Source organism: Streptomyces sp. NRRL B-24572 (assembly GCF_002156145.1).
Lineage (GTDB): Bacteria > Actinomycetota > Actinomycetes > Streptomycetales > Streptomycetaceae > Streptomyces > Streptomyces vietnamensis.
Genome location: NZ_MWIG01000441.1, coordinates 1 through 19,265, shown reverse-complemented (window position 1 = coordinate 19,265; position 19,265 = coordinate 1). Strand labels below are relative to the sequence as shown.

General features: G+C 71.9%; 14 protein-coding genes and 1 pseudogene. 3 read left to right on the top strand and 12 right to left on the bottom strand.

Annotated elements, in window-relative coordinates; translation table 11 throughout:
* The 4 genes from CCN56_RS25415 to CCN56_RS25400 all read right to left on the bottom strand — a co-directional run.
* Nucleotides 1–267: family 1 glycosylhydrolase (locus CCN56_RS25415; protein WP_143664620.1), on the bottom strand; the 267-nt coding region annotated here is incomplete at its 3' end.
* Between the two features lie 26 nt (nucleotides 268–293).
* The gene (locus CCN56_RS25410) at nucleotides 294–1,133 is read right to left on the bottom strand and encodes a carbohydrate ABC transporter permease (protein ID WP_086830310.1); all 840 of its coding nucleotides are present in this window, start codon (nucleotides 1,131–1,133) and stop codon (nucleotides 294–296) included.
* 19 nt (nucleotides 1,134–1,152) lie between these two features.
* Nucleotides 1,153–2,163, bottom strand: coding sequence for a carbohydrate ABC transporter permease (locus CCN56_RS25405; RefSeq protein ID WP_086830311.1), 1,011 nt, complete (start codon nucleotides 2,161–2,163; stop codon nucleotides 1,153–1,155).
* A gap of 14 nt (nucleotides 2,164–2,177) precedes the next feature.
* Nucleotides 2,178–3,494, bottom strand: a complete 1,317-nt coding sequence (locus CCN56_RS25400; RefSeq protein WP_086830309.1) for an ABC transporter substrate-binding protein — start codon at nucleotides 3,492–3,494, stop codon at nucleotides 2,178–2,180.
* A 201-nt stretch (nucleotides 3,495–3,695) separates the two neighbouring features.
* Here CCN56_RS25400 and CCN56_RS25395 point away from each other — a divergent pair, with 201 nt between their 5' ends.
* Nucleotides 3,696–5,006, top strand: coding sequence for an ROK family transcriptional regulator (locus tag CCN56_RS25395; RefSeq protein WP_086830308.1), 1,311 nt, complete (start codon nucleotides 3,696–3,698; stop codon nucleotides 5,004–5,006).
* 33 nt (nucleotides 5,007–5,039) lie between these two features.
* Here the strand turns inward: CCN56_RS25395 and CCN56_RS25390 are convergent, their stop codons facing one another.
* The 6 genes from CCN56_RS25390 to CCN56_RS25365 all read right to left on the bottom strand — a co-directional run bounded on the left by CCN56_RS25390 (nucleotide 5,040) and on the right by CCN56_RS25365 (nucleotide 14,213).
* Nucleotides 5,040–7,214: a discoidin domain-containing protein gene (locus CCN56_RS25390; protein ID WP_086830307.1), complete on the bottom strand. Its 2,175-nt coding sequence runs from the start codon at nucleotides 7,212–7,214 to the stop codon at nucleotides 5,040–5,042.
* 225 nt (nucleotides 7,215–7,439) lie between these two features.
* A complete protein-coding gene (locus CCN56_RS25385) occupies nucleotides 7,440–8,576 on the bottom strand; it encodes an XdhC/CoxI family protein (protein ID WP_086830306.1) in 1,137 nt (378 codons plus the stop codon).
* Nucleotides 8,577–8,617: 41 nt separating this feature from the next.
* Nucleotides 8,618–10,090, bottom strand: a complete 1,473-nt coding sequence (locus CCN56_RS25380) for an NCS2 family permease (protein WP_086830305.1) — start codon at nucleotides 10,088–10,090, stop codon at nucleotides 8,618–8,620.
* Between the two features lie 240 nt (nucleotides 10,091–10,330).
* Nucleotides 10,331–12,724, bottom strand: coding sequence for a xanthine dehydrogenase family protein molybdopterin-binding subunit (locus tag CCN56_RS25375; RefSeq protein ID WP_086830304.1), 2,394 nt, complete (start codon nucleotides 12,722–12,724; stop codon nucleotides 10,331–10,333).
* Nucleotides 12,725–12,726: 2 nt separating this feature from the next.
* The gene (locus CCN56_RS25370; RefSeq protein WP_086830303.1) at nucleotides 12,727–13,320 is read right to left on the bottom strand and encodes a (2Fe-2S)-binding protein; all 594 of its coding nucleotides are present in this window, start codon (nucleotides 13,318–13,320) and stop codon (nucleotides 12,727–12,729) included.
* A 2-nt stretch (nucleotides 13,321–13,322) separates the two neighbouring features.
* On the bottom strand, nucleotides 13,323–14,213 hold the full coding sequence (locus tag CCN56_RS25365) for a xanthine dehydrogenase family protein subunit M (RefSeq protein WP_086830302.1): 891 nt from the start codon (nucleotides 14,211–14,213) through the stop codon (nucleotides 13,323–13,325).
* 307 nt (nucleotides 14,214–14,520) lie between these two features.
* Here CCN56_RS25365 and CCN56_RS25360 point away from each other — a divergent pair, with 307 nt between their 5' ends.
* Both CCN56_RS25360 and CCN56_RS25355 read left to right on the top strand, forming a co-directional pair.
* Nucleotides 14,521–16,215, top strand: a complete 1,695-nt coding sequence (locus CCN56_RS25360) for a PucR family transcriptional regulator ligand-binding domain-containing protein (RefSeq protein ID WP_086830300.1) — start codon at nucleotides 14,521–14,523, stop codon at nucleotides 16,213–16,215.
* Between the two features lie 339 nt (nucleotides 16,216–16,554).
* Complete coding sequence (locus tag CCN56_RS25355) at nucleotides 16,555–17,343, top strand: hypothetical protein (protein WP_086830298.1); 789 nt, start codon at nucleotides 16,555–16,557, stop codon at nucleotides 17,341–17,343.
* Nucleotides 17,344–17,358: 15 nt separating this feature from the next.
* Here CCN56_RS25355 and CCN56_RS25350 read toward each other — a convergent pair whose 3' ends face one another.
* Complete coding sequence (locus CCN56_RS25350; protein WP_086830297.1) at nucleotides 17,359–19,011, bottom strand: hypothetical protein; 1,653 nt, start codon at nucleotides 19,009–19,011, stop codon at nucleotides 17,359–17,361.
* A gap of 64 nt (nucleotides 19,012–19,075) precedes the next feature.
* A pseudogene (locus CCN56_RS25345) lies at nucleotides 19,076–19,265 on the bottom strand (hypothetical protein); the annotation flags it as partial.

Genomic DNA, 19,265 nt, shown 5'->3' with positions numbered 1-19,265 from the left:
GACGCGGGGCCAGGCGACGGAGAGCCGGTAGGCGTCCGTGCCGAGGCCCTTCATGAGGGCGATGTCCTCGGGCCAGCGGTGGTAGTGGTCGCAGGCGGTGTCGCCGTGGTCGCCGTTGTCGATCGCGCCGGGGACGCGGGAGAAGGTGTCCCAGATGGAGGGGGCGCGGCCGTCCTCGGCGACGGCGCCCTCGATCTGGTACGCGGAGGTGGCGGTGCCCCAGGCGAAGGACGGGGGGAAGGCGGCGAGGTCGAGCGGTGCAGACACGGAAGTCCTTTCGGGCCGGGGGTTCGTCACTTGACCGCGCCCGCGGTGAGGCCGGTGACGAGGTAGCGCTGGAGGAGCAGGAACCCGGCGACGACGGGGACGCTCACCACGAGGGAGGCGGCCATCACCTGGTTCCAGTAGACGTCGTTCTGGGTGGCGTAGCCCTGGAGGCCGACGGCGAGGGTGCGGGTGGTGTCGGTGGTCATGACGGAGGCGAAGAGGACCTCGCCCCAGGCGGTCATGAAGGCGTAGACGCCGACGGCGACGATGCCGGGGATCGCGGCGGGGACGACGACCCGGAAGAGGGCGCCGAGCGGGCCGCAGCCGTCGACCTTGGCGGCTTCGTCGAGGTCGCGGGGGACGGCGTCGAAGTAGCCGATGAGCATCCAGATGGAGAACGGCAGCGAGAAGGTCAGATAGGTGAGGATCAGGCCGCCGCGCGAGCCGAAGAGCGTGATGCCGGTGGCGTTGCCGATGTTGACGTACAGGAGGAAGAGCGGCAGCAGGAAGAGGATGCCGGGGAACATCTGGGTGGAGAGCACCGTCACGGTGAAGACCCGCTTGCCGCGGAAGGCGTGGCGGCTGACGGCGTAGGCGGCGAAGACCGCGACGACGAGGGAGCAGACGGTGGCCGTGCCCGCGACGACCAGGGAGTTCACGAAGTAGTCGGCGAGCGGGACGGTCTGCCAGATGTCGACGTACGGGCGGAGGGTGAGCCCGGAGGGGATCCACTGGAACTTCCCCGAGACGTCCGCGAGGGGTTTGAGGGAGCTGGAGACCATCACGTACACCGGCAGCAGGACGAAGCCGGTGAGGAGGGTGAGGAAGATCCGGCGGCTCCAGAGGAAGGAGCGGGGGGCGGCCATGGGCGAGCGGGGCCGGTCGCTACGGGGCATCGGTGGCCTTCCTTCCGCGGTTCGTGAGCAGCAGGTAGGCGCCCGTGACGACGAGCAGGAACAGCAGGAGCAGTACCGACATCGCCGAGCCCGTGCCGAAGTTCCAGGTCTGGAACGAGGACTGGTAGATGTGCAGGGAGATCAGGTCGGCGGCTTCGGGGGCCGCCTTGCCGAAGAGCACGAAGGGGGTGTTGAAGTCGTTGAACGTCCACAGGAACAGCACGAGGACGAGGACCTGGTTGACCGGCCGCAGGGACGGCAGGGTGATGTGGCGGATCTGCTTCCACATCCCGGCGCCGTCGAGGGCGGCGGCCTCGTAGGTCTCCCGGGGGATGTTCTGGAGTCCGGCCATCAGGACGAGGAAGGCGAAGGGCCAGCCCTTCCAGACGGAGACGACGAGCAGGGTGACGAAGGCGTTGTCGCCGATGAGCCAGAAGGCGGGGCTGTCGCCGATGCCGAGCTGGTCGTGGAGGACGTGGTTCACCAGGCCGTTGTCCCGCTGGAACATGAACGCCCAGGTGATGACGGCCGCGTAGACCGGCAGGGCGTACGGGACGAGGAAGAGCGCGCGCAGGAAGCCGCGGCCGCGGAAGGTCTCCTGCATGAAGACGGCGGCCGAGGCGCCGAGGAGCCAGCACAGGCCGACGGAGCAGAGGGTGAAGAGGCAGGTCGTGAGGAACGACGTCAGGAGCGCTTCGCCGACGGGGGCGTCGAAGTCGACCGAGACGGCGTAGTTGCCGAGTCCGGCCCAGGGGGCGGCCGTCCAGTCGCGGATGAAGAACTGGGTGAGCTCCTTGAAGCTCATGACGATGCCGATGAGCATCGGCAGGAGGTGGACGAGGAGTTCGAGGAGGAGGGCCGGGAGGAGCAGCAGGTAGGGCAGTCCGCGGGCCCGGAGCCGTCCGGGGCGGCGGCGCGGGGCCGCCCCGGGGGTGTGCCGCTGCACGCTCCGGCCGCTGTCCTTCCGTCCGCCGGGCTTCTCGGTGGCGGTGGTGGTCATGGTGGCGTCCGGGCTCACTTCTTGGGCATCTGCTGCTGGGCCTTGTCGAGCTTGGCCCGTACGGACTCGGTGGTGACGGGGCGTCCGGCGGCGGCGTCGGCGAAGAGCTCCTTGACGGCGGTGCCGACGACGGTCTCGAACTGGGACTCCTCGGGGACCTGCGGCAGGGCGGCGGCGCTGGTCGCGAGGGTCTGCTTGAGGACCGTGACGGTGGGGCTGTCGAAGGCGGGGTCCTGCTGGGCGGTCTTGACCGGGGGGATGGAGCCGTAGGCGCTGTTGAGCGTCTTCTGCTCCTGGTCGCCGGTCATGAACTTCACGAACTTGAGGGCGCCGTCCTTGTTCCCGGTGTTCTTGAAGACGGCGAGGTTGATGCCGGCGACCATGGAGTTGATCTGCGTGCCCTGTCCGGGGGTGCCGGAGGGGACGGGCGCGGGGGCGACGCCCCAGGCGTCGGGGCTCATGCCCTGGGCCTGGAAGGTGGTGCCGGGGGTCTGCCAGAGGACCATGGCGGTGCGGTTCTTGGCGAAGTCGGCGAGGGACTGGTTCTGGGCGTACTCGGCGTTGCCGGGAGCGACGATCCTGTGGGCGGCCATGAGGTCGACGTACTGCTTGACGGCGGCGACGGCGCCTTCGGAGGTGAAGTCGGCCTTGCCGTCGGGGGTGAAGAAGTCGGCGCCGTGCTGCTTGCCCATGACGAAGACCTGGTGGATGTTGTTGGCGAGGTTGCCGCCTTCGACGCCGATGGCGGACTTGCCGTCCTTGCTGAGCTTCTTGCCGTCGGCGATCAGCTCGTCCCAGGTGGCCGGCGGCTTCGCTATGCCGGCGTCCTTGAACATCTTCTTGTTGTAGTAGAGCGCGTAGGCCATGGAGTAGAGCGGGACGGCGGCCGGGTCCTGGCCGGTGGCGCCGGTGGAGCCGAGCGCGGAGTCGACGAAGCGGTCCTTGCCGCCGATGGCCTCGAAGTTCTCGGCGTCCCAGGGCAGCAGGGCGCCGGTGGACTGGAGGGAGGCGCTCCAGGTGTTGCCGATGTTGAGGACGTCGGGGCCCTGTCCTGAGGTGGCGGCGGTGAGGATCCGGTTGAGCAGGTCGGACCAGGGGACGACCTCCAGCTTGACCTTGATGCCGGTCTCCTTCTCGAAGCGGTCGAGTTCGGGTTGGAGGACCTTCTTGTCGACCTCCAGGCTCGCGCCCTGGTTGGAGGCCCAGTAGGTGAGGGTCTTGCCGCCGCCGGAGCCGGCGTCGTCGGCCGAGGAGCCGCCTCCGCACGCGGCTGCGGTGAGGACGAGGGAGAGGGTGACGGCACCGGCGGCCGCGGCTCTGATTGTGCGCATGGCTCCTCATGGCCCTTTCGGGGAGTGACGGGGAGCTGGGGAGGGCAGGGTCCGTGGGCGTGTCCCGCGTTCAGGAGGTGAAGGCGCGGACGGCCTCTCCCCGGCTTATTTCAGGACGTGAGTTAAACCTCAAGAGAAGGTCGCGTCAAGGGTCCCGGCAGCGGTATCTTGCGGTCAGGACTACTTCACCTGGGGGCCCAAGTGACCATGCGGAACGGCCGCACCGTGCGTGACCTGCGACGCGAGAACCGCACCGCCGTCCTCCAGCGCCTGTACTTCGACGGCCCCCTGAGCCGCTTCTCCCTGGGCCCCGCCACCGGACTGAGCTCCGGCTCCGTCAGCAACGTGGTCGCGGAGCTCGTCGCGGAGGGCCTCGTGGAGGAGGCCGGCAGCGTCGACTCGGCCGGCGGCCGCCCCCGTACCCTGCTGCGGATCACGCCCGGCAGCGGCTGCATGATCGGCGTGGACGTCGGCGAGACCCGGGTCCGGATCGAGCTGTTCGACCTCGCCCTCACCGAACTCGCCCGCACCGAGCGCCCCTTGGCGGTCGACCGGCCGAACCCCCATGAGCGGTACGAGGTCGGGGTCGTCGTCGAGCACGTGCGGGCGGGCATCGCGGAGGTGCTCAGGACCGCGGACGTCCCCGCCGGGCGCCTGCTCGGCGTCGGCGTCGGCGTCCCCGGCATCGTCGCCCGTACGGCCGAGGAGGGCGCGGTCGTGCACGGCCAGACCATCGGCTGGGACGCGGTCCCGCTGGAGCGGCTGCTCCGCGAGAGCGTGGACCTGCCGGCCTCGGTGCCGTACTGGATCGACAACGGCGCCAAGACCCTCGGCCAGGCCGAGATGTGGTTCGGCGCCGGCCGGGGCGCGCGCAGCGCCGCGGTCGTCCTCTTCGGCTCGGGCGTCGGCGCCTGCGTGGTCACCGACCCGATGGGGCCCGGCCGGGCCCTCGAATGGGGTCATCTGACGGTACGGGTCCGGGGGCGCCGCTGCCGCTGCGGCGCCCGGGGCTGCCTGGAGGCGTACGCGGGCGCCGAGGCCCTCCTCGAACGCTGGCGCGAGGCGGGCGGGCGGCCCCCGGCGGGCGCGGACGAGGAGACGGCCCTCACCTCGATGCTGGCGGCCGCCTACCCCGCCGACGCGGGCACGGAGCCCGACGCGACGGCGGTCGCGGTCCTGGAGGAGACCGCCGAGTACCTGGGCGCCGGCTTCGGCGACCTGATCAACCTCTTCCAGCCCGAGCGCATCCTCGTCGGCGGCTGGGCGGGCCTCCAGCTCGGCGCCCGGTTCCTGGAGACGGTGAAGGGGTACGCCGCCGAGTACGCCCTGAGGTACCCGGCGGCGCGGGTCGACATCGCCATGGGGACCCTGGGCCCGGACGCGGTGACGGTCGGCGCGGCGATCCTGCCGCTCGCGGACTTCTTCGCCCGGGGCGGCCGGCGTGCCGAGGCGGAGCCGGCCGAGGAGCAGCCGGCGTGGGCGTCGACCGTGCGCGAGAGGGCGGCGCGCTGAGCGCGCGCCGCCCTCCGCCTCACCCGGTCGGGGTCAGGGGTACGAGACCACCGTGGACGGCACGGTGTCGGTGCCCGAGGTCGGGGCGCCGATGCCGTTGATGACGTGCTCGTACTGGCCCTTGCCGCCGAGCGAGACCACGAGCAGGTCGTGGAACCTGACGCCGGGCTTCACCGGGGCCCGGAAACCGTGGTCCTGACGGATCGTCGGGTCCACGTTGTAGTAGCAGTAGCTGCCGAGTCCCCAGCCCTCGTGGGTGGTCACGGAGTCGTCGACGCGGTAGGCGGCGTAGCCCTTGTAGGGGCCGTCCTGGACGGCGGCCTGGTTCGGGGCGTCGTACGCCTTCTCGTTCTGGAAGAAGATCGTGCGGCCGCGCTCGCCGAACCACTCGACGTCGTACTTGTTGAAGTGCTCGACGAAGAGTCCGGTGGCGAGGACGTCGTCGCCGTACACGCGGACGCCGTAGTCGGCGCGGTTGGTCTCCCAGCCGACGCCCTCGCCGTGGTCGGCGCGCCAGACCCAGGTGTGGTCGACGATCGTGTCGTCGTTGTTGACCACCATGGCGGTGGTCGCCCTTCCGGCGCCGGCGCCGCCGACGCGGAAGTACACGTCCTGGACGGTGGTGGGGTCGGCGGCGTGGTCGGCGGAGGCGTTCTGCGGCCCGATCTCCAGGAGCGTCGGCGAGTTGACGGTTCCGGCGTCGACGAGGAAGCCGGCGAGGCGGACGCCGTCGACGTCGGCGACGCGCATCGCGGTGACGCCGTTGTCCGGGACGATCGTGGCCAGGCCGAGGCCGAGGACGATCGTGCCCGCGCGGTTCACGGTGATCGTCCGGTCGACGTGGTAGACACCGGGCGTGAACAGCAGGTGCAGGCCCTGGTCGAGTGCCTGATTGACGGTGGCGGCGGTGGTGCCGGGCTTGACGACGTAGAACCGGCTGAGCGGGATCTTCTCGCCCTGCGGGGTGCCGTTCGCCCAGGTGGTGCCGCGGGCACCGGTCCGCTTGGCCGGGGCGAAGACCTTGTACTGGCCGTCCTCCCAGATCAGGTACGGCTTCTCGCGGGAGATCGGGGTGGTGTCGAGGGTGGTGTACTTCGGCTCGGGGAAGGCCTGCGCGGGTGCGCCCTCGGTGCCGGAGAAGACCTGGTTCCAGACGGAGTTGGACCAGCCGCCGATCGAGCTGTCGCGGGTGTACCACTGCTGCTGCGAGTAGTTGCCGATCTGGCCGTCGATCCTGGAGTCGGCGATGTAGCCGCCGCTGGCCCAGCCGTAGCCGCTGGGGGCGAGGTTGAGCCCGCCCTTGACGTGCATGCGGCGGAAGGAGGAGGCCTGGGCGACGGCCCAGCGGTCGGTGCCGTTCACCGGGTTGAGGGCGAGCCCCTCGGCGCCGCGCCAGAAGTTCTGGGTGGCGTTGCCGTTGAACCAGCCCGCGTCGACGGTGACGTCGCCGTTGATCGTGGTGTCGTCGGGGCGCAGTCCGAGGCCGGCGATCTGGGTGTAGAAGCCGATCTGGGCGTTGAGGCCGTTGTAGGTGCCGGGCTTGAAGAGGAAGGCGTGCCGGCCGCTGCCGAACTGGTCCGACTCCTGCTGCCGGAAGACGCCGTCGAGCTGCGCCTGTACGTCGGGCGTGGACGGGTCGATCACGTGCACGTTCGGCCCGAGGTCGCCGCCGCCGGGCAGAGCCGGGCCGCTGTCACCGGTGCCGTACACCTGGAACTCCCAGAGGGAGTAGCCCCAGCCGGTGGCGCGCTGGGTGCCGTACACGCGGACGTAGCGGGCGGTGCCGGTGACGGGCAGCGACTCGTTGCCGCCGGGACCGTTCGAGGTGCTGTACGCGGTCGTCCAGTCGGTGCCGTCGCCGGAGAGCTCGATGCGGTACGCCTTGCCATAGGCGGTCTCCCAGCGCAGGTCGACCCTGCTGAGCGCGGCCGGGGCGCCCAGGTCCACCTGGATCCACTGCGGATCGGCGAAGGCGCTGGACCAGCGGGTCCCCGGGTCGCCGTCGACGGCGGCGCTCGCGGGGGTGCCGCCGTTCTCCTGACTGGAGGCGGTGGCGGGCCTGCCCTGCGAGAGCAGGACGGGGGCGGCCGCGGCGGGAGGCGCGGCGACGAGCGCGAGCAGACCGGCGAGGAGCGCGGTGACGAGGGTGGCGGCGGTTGCGCGTCTGGGACGTGGGGGTGGCGCGAGGCGGGTGCCGACAGCGGGCATGGCTCGAACTCCTCGTGTGCGAGGGGGGTTTGGGGATGGGGAGCGCGCACTCCGCAACAGATGCTCACGGCTGCCCGGATCGGGGTCAAGCCATGGGACCCGCTTTTCTTTTGGCTTGCATTAAGTATCGAGAGAGGAGCGGGGCACAACAGAGCGCGCCCCGGGGCAGGTTCGTCCTGCTCCGGGGCGCGCGAGGGGCCGGCGACTACGCGACCGACCGTATGTCTATGCGACCGACCCTATGCGCCCGTCCGGCTCGCGGGGACCCTCGTGATGGATCGGGGTGTGCGCGCCCGTCAGGGAGACGCCGCTGCCGCCGCGGCGGTTGGCGACGATCTCCGCGCCGATCGACAGGGCGGTCTCCTCGGGGGTGCGCGCGCCGAGGTCGAGGCCTATCGGGGAGCGCAGGCGGGCGAGTTCGAGTTCGGTGACGCCGACCTCGCGGAGGCGCTCGTTGCGGTCCTCGTGGGTGCGGCGGGAGCCCATCGCGCCGATGTAGGCGACGGGAAGCCTCAGGGCGGCCCGGAGGAGGGGGACGTCGAACTTGGCGTCGTGCGTGAGGACGCAGAGCACGGTCCGGCCGTCGACCTCGGTCGACTCCAGGTAGCGGTGGGGCCAGTCGACGACGATCTCGTCGGCCTCGGGGAAGCGGGCCGGCGTCGCGAAGATCGGCCGGGCGTCGCAGACGGTGACGTGGTAGCCGAGGAACTTGCCGACCCGGACGAGGGCGGAGGCGAAGTCGATGGCGCCGAAGACGATCATGCGGGGGGCGGGGACGGAGGACTCGACGATGAGGGTCAGCGGCTGTCCGCAGCGGCTGCCGTCCTCGCCGATCTCCACGGTGCCGGTGCGGCCCGCGTCGAGCATCGCGAGGGCTTCGGCGGCCGCGGTGCGGTCCAGTTCGGGGTGACCGCCGAGCTTCCCCTCGTACGAGCCGTCGGGACGTACCAGCAGCGCCTGCCCCAACAGGTCCGCCGGTCCGTCCACGATCCTCGCCAGGGCCGCCGCCTCCCCCGAGACGGCGGCGGCCAGCGCGGCGGGGAAGACCCCGCCGCGCACCGGGGTGACGAGGATGTCGATGATGCCGCCGCAGGTCAGGCCGACCGCGAAGGCGTCCTCGTCGCTGTAGCCGAAGCGCTCGACGACGGTCCTGCCGTCTTCGAGGGCCTGGACGCACAGGTCGTAGACCGCGCCCTCCACGCACCCGCCGGAGACCGATCCGATCGCCGTGCCGTCGCTGTCGACGGCGAGTGCGGCTCCCGGCTGCCGGGGTGCGCTGCCGCCGACCGCCACCACGGTGGCGACGGCGAACGTGCGTCCCTGCTCGACCCACCGGTGCAGCTCTTCGGCGATGTCCAGCATGTCGGTCTCCTTGGGTGTGTACGGAGGGTGATTGTCGGGTGTCAGCTGACGCCGAGCCAACCCTCGATCGGGTGGAGGGCGAAGAACACGATGAAGATCGCGGTCAGGGCCCACATGAAGGCGCCGACCTCGCGCGCCTTGCCCTGCGCCACCTTGATGACGGTGTAGGCGATGACGCCGGCCGCGACACCCGGGGTGATGCTGTAGGTGAACGGCATCAGGACGACGGTCAGGAAGACCGGGATCGCGACGGAGCTGTCGCCCCAGTTCACGTGCTTGGCGTTCATCATCATCATCGCGCCGATGACGACCAGGGCGGCGGAGCCGACCTCGCGGGGCACGATCTGGGTGATCGGCGTGAAGAAGAGGCAGGCCGCGAAGAACAGGCCGGTGACGGTCGAGGAGAGACCGGTACGGGCGCCTTCGCCGACGCCGGTGGCGGACTCGACGAACACGGTCTGGCCGGAGGCGCCGGAGACGCCGCCGATCGCGCCGCCCGCGCCGTCGATGAACAGCGCCTTGGAGAGGCCGGGCATGCGGCCCTTGTCGTCGGCGAGGTTGGCCTCGGTGCCGACGCCGATGATGGTGGCCATGGCGTCGAAGAAGCCGGCGAGGACCAGGGTGAAGACGATGACGCCGACGGTGATGAAGCCGACGTCGCCCCAGCCGCCGAAGGAGACGTCGCCGAAGAGCGAGAAGTCCGGCTTGGAGACCGCGCTGCCCTTGAGCTCGGGAGCGCCGTTGGCCCAGGAGCCGGGGCCCTTGGCCGGGATGTCGGCGACGGCGTTGACGATCAGGGAGATGACGGTGCCGGCGACGATGCCGATGAGGATCGCGCCCGGGACCTTGCGGGCCTGGAGGGCGAAGATCGCGAGCAGGGTGACCGCGAAGATGAGGACCGGCCAGCCGACGAGTTCGCCGCCGGAGCCGAGGGTGATGGGCGGGCCGAACTGCGGTCCCGCGCCGACGAAGCCGGCCTTGTTGAAGCCGATCAGCGCGATGAAGAGGCCGATGCCGATGGTGATGCCGTGCTTGAGCGGCAGCGGGATCGCGTTCATGATCATCTCGCGGAGACCGGTGACCACCAGGAGGCAGATCACCAGACCGTAGACGACGCACATGCCCATGGCCTGCGGCCAGGTCATCTGGGGCACGACCTGGGTCGCGAGCACACCGGAGACGCTGAGCCCCGCCGCGAGGACGAGCGGGACCTTGCCGACGAAGCCCATCAGCAGGGTGGTCACCGCCGCCGCGAAGGCGGTAGCCGTGATGACGGCGGAGGTGGCGAGAGAGTGCTTCTCGACGTCCGGGCCACCGAGGAGGATCGGGTTGAGCAGGAGAATGTACGCCATCGCCATGAAGGTGGTGACGCCGCCGCGGATCTCCGTCGCGACGGTGGATCCTCTCTCCGAGATGTGAAAGTACCGGTCGAGCCAAGAGCGCCCGGCGGGGTTGCGCGAGCCGGAGCCCGCGTCCTCAGCGGCGGTCTTGGGCTCCACAGACGACTGGGTCATGGGGCCTACTCCCAAGGTTCAAAGGGGCACCCGCATCAGACTTCGAAGCTCTGACGTGAAGCTGCGGGATTTGGGATCTTTGGTTGGCTGCACGACCCGGGGGACGGCCCGAGACGAACGGGGTACTGCCGTGAAGCGGGTACTGCGGGTGGTGCGGGTACTCCGGTGGAGGGAGTGCTCCGGGCGGTGCGGGCGGTGGAAGTGTGACGTTCCTGGGAGGCACGCACCGCCCGGAGAGTCCTACAGGGTGCCGGTGAGCGCCTCGGGGCGGACCGGCGTCTTGTTGAGCTCCAGGCCCGTCGCCGCCCGGATCGCCGCGAGGACGGCCGGGGTGGACGACAGGGTCGGGGCCTCGCCGATGCCCCGGACGCCGTACGGCGCGTTGGGGTCGGCCAGCTCGAGGTAGTCGACCGGGATGGTCGGCGTGTCGAGGATCGTCGGGATCAGGTAGTCCGTGAAGGAGGGGTTGCGCACCTTCGCGGTCTTCGGGTCGACGATGATCTCCTCCATCACCGCGACGCCCAGGCCCTGGGTGGTGCCACCCTGGATCTGGCCGACCACGGAGAGCGGGTTGACCGCCTTGCCGACGTCCTGCGCGCAGGCCAGCTCGATGACCTTGACGAGGCCGAGCTCGGTGTCCACCTCGACGACCGCGCGGTGCGCGGCGAAGGCGTACTGGACGTGGCCGTCGCCCTGACCGGTGACGAGGTCGAAGGCCTGGGTGGGACGGTGCCGCCACTCCTCCTCGATCTCGACGACCTGGTCCTCCAGGACGTCCGCGATGGAGGCGAGGGCCTCGCCGCCGTCGGTGACGACCTTGCCGCCCTCCAGGAGGAGTTCGGCGTTGGCCCAGGCCGGGTGGTACGAGCCGAACTTGCGCCGGCCGATCTCCAGGACCTTCTCGCGGACGAGCTCGCAGGAGTTCTTGATGGCGCCGCCGGTCATGTACGTCTGGCGGCCCGCGGAGGTCGAACCGGCCGAGCCCACCTGCGTGTCCGCGGGGTGGATGGTGACCTGCTGGACGCCGAGCTCGGTGCGGGCGATCTGCGCGTGGATCGTGACGCCGCCCTGGCCGACCTCCGCCGCGGCGGTGTGGACCGTGGCGACGGCCTCGCCGTTGATGACCTCGATGCGGATCTTGGCGGTCGAGTAGTCGTCGAAGCCCTCGGAGAAGCCGACGTTCTTGATGCCGACCGCGTAGCCGACGCCCCGGACGACGCCCTCGCCGTGCGAGGTGTTGGACAGGCCGCCCGGCAGCGCGCGGACGTCCGCGCCCTCACCGGCGGTCTCCCACTGGCGCTCCGGCGGCAGCGGGCGGGCCTTGACCCGGCGAAGCAGCTCGGCGACCGGGGCCGGGGAGTCCACGACCTGGCCGGTCGGCATGATCGTGCCCTGCTCCATGGCGTTGAGCTGGCGCAGCTCCACCGGGTCCATGCCCAGCTTGGCCGCGAGCTTGTCCATCTGCGCCTCGTAGGCGAAGCAGGCCTGGACCGCGCCGAAGCCGCGCATGGCGCCGCAGGGCGGGTTGTTGGTGTAGAGGCCGATCGCCTCGATCTCGACGTCCTCGACGACGTACGGGCCGATCGAGAGGGAGGAGGCGTTGCCGACGACCGAGGCCGTGGACGAGGCGTACGCGCCACCGTCGAGGACGATCTTGCACTTCACGTGCGTGAGCTTGCCGTCCTTGGTGGCGCCGTGCTCGTAGTAGAGCTTCGCCGGGTGCCGGTGGACGTGCCCGAAGAAGGACTCGTACCGGTTGTAGACCATCTTGACCGGCTTGCCGGTGCGCAGGGCGAGGATCGAGGCGAGGATCTGCATGGAGATGTCCTCGCGGCCGCCGAAGGCGCCGCCGACACCGGCCATGGTCATGCGGACCTTCTCCTCGGGCAGGCCGAGGCAGGGGGCGATCTGCTTGAGGTCCGAGTGCAGCCACTGGGTGGCGACGTACAGGTCGACGCCGCCGTCCTCGGCCGGTACGGCGAGGCCGGACTCGGGGCCGAGGAAGGCCTGGTCCTGCATGCCGAAGGTGTACTCGCCCTTGACGATCACGTCGGCGCGCTTGGCGGCCTCGGCGGCGTTGCCGCGGATGATCGGCTGGCGGTGCACGATGTTCGGGTGCGGGACGTGGCCGGAGTGGTGGTCGTCGCGGTTCTCGTGGACCAGGATCGCGTCCGGGGCGAGGGCGGAGGCCTCGTCCGTGATGACCGGGAGCTCCCGGTACTCGATCTTGATCTTGGCGGCGGCGCGGCGGGCGGTCTCCGGGTGGTCGGCGGCCACGAGGGCGACCGGCTCACCGTGGTGACGGACCTTGCCGTAGGCGAGGACCGGGGTGTCCTGGAACTCCATGCCGTAGTTCTTCGCGGCCGGCAGGTCCTCGTGGGTCAGGACGGCGTAGACGCCGTCCATCGTGAGGGCCTCGGAGGTGTCGATGGACACGATCTCGGCGTGCGCGACGGTGGAGCGCAGGATCTGGCCCCACAGCATGTCCTCGTGCCACATGTCCGAGGAGTAGGCGAACTCGCCGGTCACCTTGAGGGTGCCGTCGGGGCGGAGCGTGGACTCGCCGATGCCGCCCTTGACGTGGTTCTGGGTGACGTTGGTGGGCGTGCCCACCGGAAGTGTGTTCTGAGCCATCGTCAGACCGCCTCTCCCTGACGCTCCTGGCGAGCGGCCGCGAGGCGGACCGCGTCGAGGATCTTCTCGTAACCGGTGCAGCGGCAGAGGTTGCCGGAGAGCGCCTCGCGGATGTCCGCGTCCGTCGGGGACGGGTTGCGCTCCAGCATCTCGTCGGCCGCGACGAGCAGACCGGGGGTGCAGAAACCGCACTGGACTGCGCCGGCGTCGATGAACGCCTGCTGGATCGGGGAGAGTTCGACACCCTCGCCGGTCTGCGAGTCCTGGGGCTTGGCCTCCCAGCGCTTGGCCTCGTCGATCGAGGTGCCGCAGGCGCCGCTCGCGCAGCCGCCGTGCTCCTCGCGCTGCCTGGCGAACTCCGCCAGGCCCTCGACGGTGACGACTTCGCGGCCCTCGACCTGACCGGCGGCGACCAGACACGAACAGACCGGCACGCCGTCGAGACGGACGGTGCAGGAACCGCACTCGCCCTGCTCGCACGCGTTCTTGGAGCCGGGCAGACCCAGGCGCTCACGCAGAACGTAGAGGAGGGACTCGCCCTCCCAGACGTCGTCGGCTTCCTGCGGACGACCGTTGACCGTGAAATTCACGCGCATGGTTATGCAGCTCCCTCAAGCGTGCGGCCGGCGCCGCGGTACTGCTCCCAGGTCCAGCCGAGCTGGCGGCGAGCCATGATGCCGACGGCGTGGCGCCGGTACTTGGCGGTGCCTCGGACGTCGTCGATCGGGTTGGCGGCGGCCGAGCACAGGTCGGCGAACTGCTTGGCGATCGAGGGGGTGATGATCTTGCCGTTGTCCCAGAAACCGCCCTCTTCCAGAGCCGCGTTCAGGAAGGCCTCGGCCTCCTTGGCGCGGATCGGGGTCGGCGCGGCGGAGCCGATGCCGGTGCGCACGGTCCGGGTCTCCGGGTGCAGGGCCAGGCCGAAGGCGCAGACGGCGATGACCATCGCGTTGCGGGTGCCGACCTTGGAGTACTGCTGGGGGCCGTCCGCCTTCTTGATGTGGACGGTCTTGATGAGCTCGTCGGGCTGGAGCGCGTTGCGCTTCACGCCCGTGTAGAACTCGTCGATCGGGATGAAGCGGCTGCCGCGCACCGACTCGACCTCGACCTCGGCGCCCGCGGCGAGCAGGGCCGGGTGGGCGTCGCCGGCGGGCGACGCGGTGCCGAGGTTGCCGCCCACGCCGCCGCGGTTGCGGATCTGCGGGGAGGCGACCGTGTGCGATGCCAGTGCCAGACCCGGGAGCTCTGCGCGCAGGTTCTCCATGATCTGCGTGTACGGAACGGAAGCGCCGAGGCGGACGTTCTCCTCGCCGACCTCCCACTCGCGCAGCAGCTCGATACGGTTCAGGTCCAGGAGGTACTCGGGGCGTCGGTGGTCGAAGTTGATCTCGACCATGACGTCGGTACCACCGGCGATGGGCACGGCCGTGGGGTGCTCGGCCTTGGCGGCGAGCGCCTCCTCCCAGCTGGCGGGGCGAAGGAAGTCCATGGTGGCTCTCTTCTAGTGATTCTGGTGATCGGGGGTCGAGCTAGTGGGTCCGGGGGGACGGCCGGCCCTCGACATCGTGTTCATGTGCTGTTCACGCGGTGTGTGGCCTAGTACACAAGCCACGATCGCCCGGGTGCAGTCACCGAAAACATGAAGGAGTTGGCTGGTGCCCGTCGTCGTCTTGTAGATTCGAACGAAAGGCGGGGAACGGATACCTCGCTGTTTCCCCCTGGAAACGGTGGCACCACCCCACCGTCGACAACGCGACACTCCCACCATCACCGAACGAAGGAACGGCGGCGACACGATGCGGCTGCGCGCACTGCTGGAGAACGACGCGCTCGGGCTGCGCCTGCTCGGCGGCGAGGACGAGCTGGACCGGACCGTCCGAGGCGTGATGACGACGGACCTGAAGGACCCCAGCCGGTACCTCTCCGGCGGCGAGCTGGTGCTGACCGGCCTCGCCTGGCGGACGGAGCCGGCCGACTCCGAGCCCTTCGTCCGCATCCTGGCCTCGGCCGGCGTGGCCGCCCTGGCCGCGGGCGAGGCCGAGCTCGGCCCCGTCCCCGACGATCTCGTAGAGGCGTGTTTGCGCCACCGGCTCCCACTGTTCGCAGTGAACGAGTCCGTTGCGTTCGCGACGATCACCGAGCATGTTGTTCGACAGGTCTCCGGCGAGCGGGCCGGTGACCTGGCCGCCGTCGTCGACCGGCACCGGCGGCTCATGACCTCGGGACCTGCGGGCGGCGGCCCCGAGGTCGTCCTCGACCTCCTCGGCTCCGACCTGGACCTGCGGGCCTGGGTCCTCTCCCCCACCGGCCGCCAGATCGCGGGCGCGGGAGAGCCCCTGGACGCCGGGCTCGCCGCCACCCTGGCCGGTGAGCACCTGGCCGCCACCCGGACCGGCCGGCGCGGCCCGCACCGGCTGAGCGTCGCCGGAGCCACGTACTCGCTCTTCCCGATCCGCAACACCGGCCGGGGCGCCGCGCCCGCCTCCCGGGACGTGCGCGAGACGGTCCTGTCGGACTGGCTGCTCGCCGTCGAGGCGGACGCCGGGGAGTGGCCCGCCGCCCGGCTCGACCTGCTCCAGGGCGTCACCCAGCTGATCGCCGTCGAGCGGGACCGGCGCGACGCGGCCCGTACGGTGCGGCGCCGGCTCGCCCAGGAGGTCCTGGAGCTGGTGCAGACGGGCGCCGCGCCCGCCGAGATCGCCGCCCGGCTGCGGGTCGCCGCCCCGGTGCTGCTGCCCGGGCTCGGCACCGCCCCGCACTGGCAGGTCGTCGTCGCCCGCGTGGAGTGGGAGCAGGAGGCCGGTCAGGCCCCCGTGGACAGCGGGCCGGTCGCGCAGGCGCTCCTGGAGGAGATCCTCGTCGACCCGGCGACCGTCGGCGCCGAGTCGGCCGACCGGATCGCGGTCGCGCACAGCGGCGACGAGGCGATCGCCCTGGTCCCGCTGGCCGCGGGCCCGCTGCCGGAGAGCGAGGACGAGGGCCCGGCCCCCGCCCTCGGCCTGCACGCGGACGCGCTGCTCACCGCCGTACGGGCGCCGCTCTCCTCGGGTCTCGACGGCGACGGGCGCCTCACGCTGGGCGTCAGCGCGGCCGTGGCGTCGGCGGAGGGCCTGCGCGGGGCCCTGGAGGAGGCCCGGCACGCCCGCCGGGTGGCCGCCGCCCGCCCGGGCCGGGTCTGCGCCGCCGGGCACCACGAGCTGGCCTCGCACGTGCTGCTGCTGCCGTTCGTCCCGGACGACGTCCGGCGCGCCTTCACGGCCCGGCTGCTCGACCCGCTGCGCGACTACGACCGCCGTCACCGGGCGGAGCTCATCCCGACCCTGGAGGCGTTCCTCGACTGCGACGGCTCCTGGACCCGCTGTGCGACCCGCCTCCACCTGCACGTGAACACGCTGCGCTACCGGGTGGGCCGGATCGAGCAGCTCACCGGCCGTGACCTCTCCCGTCTGGAGGACAAGCTCGACTTCTTCCTCGCGCTGCGGATGAGCTGACGCCGTTCGGGTGAACCGAACCGGAAGCACCAGGGCCCGACGGGGTCCCGATGATTCACTCCTTCGGGCGAGTCCGGAGGTGTGGCGAACGGGGCCGCGGCGGGCCCTCGGCGTGGGGCCCCGCGGACCGATTCCGGGCCTGATCACCGCCGTGATCACGGGCCGATCGGCGATCCCCCGATCCGTCGGGCCGGGTCGGGGCGGGGGTCTTCACCCCACCGCGAGTTTGTGAAATTTTTCACCCGACCCCTTGGCCGGGTACTGCCGTTCGTGCTGAGATGCCGTCCTACTCAACAGCTCGATGGCGCGCTCGGGGAGGGCAATGTGGCGGATACCGCCATGTCTGGTTCCGAATCAAGGGGTGGCGAAGATCCGTCCCTCGCCTACGGCAAGGAGACACCCGTGGAGACCGCCATATGGCGGCTCCGCTCCCGAGGCTGCTGGACGGACGCGGCCGCGCTGCTCGCGCCGCACGCGAACGAACCGGCGGCCGCACTGGAACGGGCGGCGCTGCTCATCGAGCGCTGCCTCTACACCGAGAAGGGCTGGGCCGACGCCGAGGAGGCGCTCCGGGCGGCCGAGGCGGTGGCCGGCACCGACGAGGAACGCGGGGCCGCGGCCTGTGAACGCGGCTATCTCGCGTACGCCTCCACGCTGTTGGGCGTACGCGACCGGGCCGACGAGGCCCGGATGGCGCTGGGCCGGGCGGCGGCCCTGATCGGCCCCTCCGCCGCCGGGCGCCCGCTCCTGGACTTCCGGCGCGGGCTCATCGCCCAGAACCTCGGCGACTCCCCGCAGGCGGCCCGCGCCGCGTACCGCAGGGCGCACGCCGGGGCGACCGCCCAGGGGGACTCGCTGCTGCTCTCCTTCACCTGGCGGCACCTCGCCGGACTCGCCCTGCGCGAAGGGGAGTTGGCGGAGGCGCGGCACGGCTTTGCGGAGTCCCTGCGGATCCGCGAGGAGCTGGGCTACCTGGTGGGCACGGCCCCGGCGCTCACGGCCCTGGCGACCACGGAGACCGAACCGGAGGCGGGCCGACTGCGCGCCGAGGCGCGGCGCCTCTTCCAGCTGCTCGGCGGGGTGCCGACCTGGCTGTCGGCCCAGTTGACGCCCCGGGCCGCCACCTGACGTACCGTCACGCGGTCAGCTCCTCGGTACGAGGCACACCAGGCTCTCGTCGGTGCCGACGAGGAGGGAGCCGGCGCCGGTGACGGCGACCGCGCGGACCGGGGGGCCCGGACGGAAGGAGAGCGTCGGACCGCCCTCGGGACGGAGGAGTTCGACGAGGCCGTCGGCCCAGGCCGCGGCGACCAGCGGCCCGTGCGGGGTCTCGGTCGCGTGCAGGGAGACGACCGGCGAGGGGCGTTCGGCGAGGGGTTCGGGGTGCGCGTCGCGGCCCGGGGTCCAGAGCCGGACGCTCCCGTCGGCACCTCCGGAGCAGACGAACGGGGTCTCGGACTCGACCGCGGCGACGGCCGTGACCCGGCCGCTGTGCGAGGCCGACTGGTGAAGGCCCGTCAGGCCGAAGGCGTGGACGGAGCCGAGACGGTCCCCCACCACCACCGAGCCGGCGATCGCCGCGAGGGCGGTGCCCGGGTGGCGGGCCAGGGTCGCCGAGACCGCCTCGGTGAGCCGCTCCAGGTACGGGGGCCGGGGCGCCGTACCCCGTACGGAGTGCAGCCGACCCCGGTCGTCCAGGAGCAGCACCGTGCCGTCGGGAGCGGGCGCGAGCGCCGTGATCCGGCCGGGGACGCTGTGCGCGAGGCGCCCGACGGGACTCGCGTCGGCCTCGTGGAGGAGCCGTACGGTGCCGGTGGGGTCGCCGACGAGGAGGGTGCCCTCCAGGGGGCCGCCCGCCGCGCCGAGCACGGTGACCGGGCCGGGCCAGGGCGGGTTGAGGTCGCCGCGATGGCGGGCCCACCGGACCCGCCAGGGGGCGCCCTCCGCGAGTTCGGCGAGCGCGGGGCGGAGCCGGGGGTCCGCGCCGTCGCCGAGCGCGGCGAGAAGGACCAACGCCCGTTCCGCCGGGGCCTGTTGACGGCAGAGCGACTGTCCGGCGCGCATCCAGGCGGTCCTCAGGCCGCCGTGTTCGTCGGCGGTGCCCTCGCCGGGCCGGGCGGACGGTTCGGGCCCGTCGAGGGTGCCGGGCACCCCGGCGAGCGCGGCGCCGGTGACGTACGCCGTGGTGACGAGCAGCGGGTCGGCAGCGCAGACGGACGCCGGGTCGGAGAGGTCCGGCAGCGGCGGAGCGGGCTCCGCCACGACGCCGTCGGCGGTCTCCGGTTCGCCGTCGAGGTCGACGACGGCGACCCGGCGTTCGGCGCGCAGGACGGCGGGGGCCGGGGTGTCGCTCCGGGCCTCGACCACGAGCCGGATCCTTCCGACGCCGGCGAGCTCCGCGATGAGCCGGGTGAGCGCGGCGGGTTCGGCGGCGGCGTGGAGGTCCGTGAGGAGGAGGACGGTCCGGCCGGCGGGCCGCGCCTCGCTGGTGGCGAGGGCGTGGACGAGGTCGCCGGGCGACCGGGCGACGACGCCGAGGCGGTCGGCGAGGGTCCAGGCCGCGCCGAGCGCGCTCTGCCCGGCGAGCGGGACGAGCGTCCGGACGGTGCGGCGGCGGGAGCGGCCGGAGCGCGGGCCGTACGCGGCGAGCCAGCGGAGGAGGGCCGTCTTGCCGCTGCCGGGAGCGCCGGTGACGAGGCAGAGCCGGGGCGCCTCGGGATCGGTGAGCCAGCCGAGCAGGGCGGTGGCCTCGGCTTCCGTACCGTCCCATACCGGGGACGGGATCGCGGACGGCATGGGACACCTCACGGGTGACGCGGTGCGGGCTGCTGACGCCTTCGACCTTAGTCGTACCGGACGCTCAGTACTCCGATCCGGCGAAGTGCTCTCGTACCAGGGTCTGGACGACCGCCAGGTCCTGGACGATCAGGGCGTCGAGGAGGGCGGTGTGCTCGGCCGCGTCGGCGACGAGGACGCCGTGACGGAGGGCGGGGGCGCTGATCAGGGGCCACTGGGAGCGGCGGTGGAGGTCGTCGGCGACGGCGAGGAGC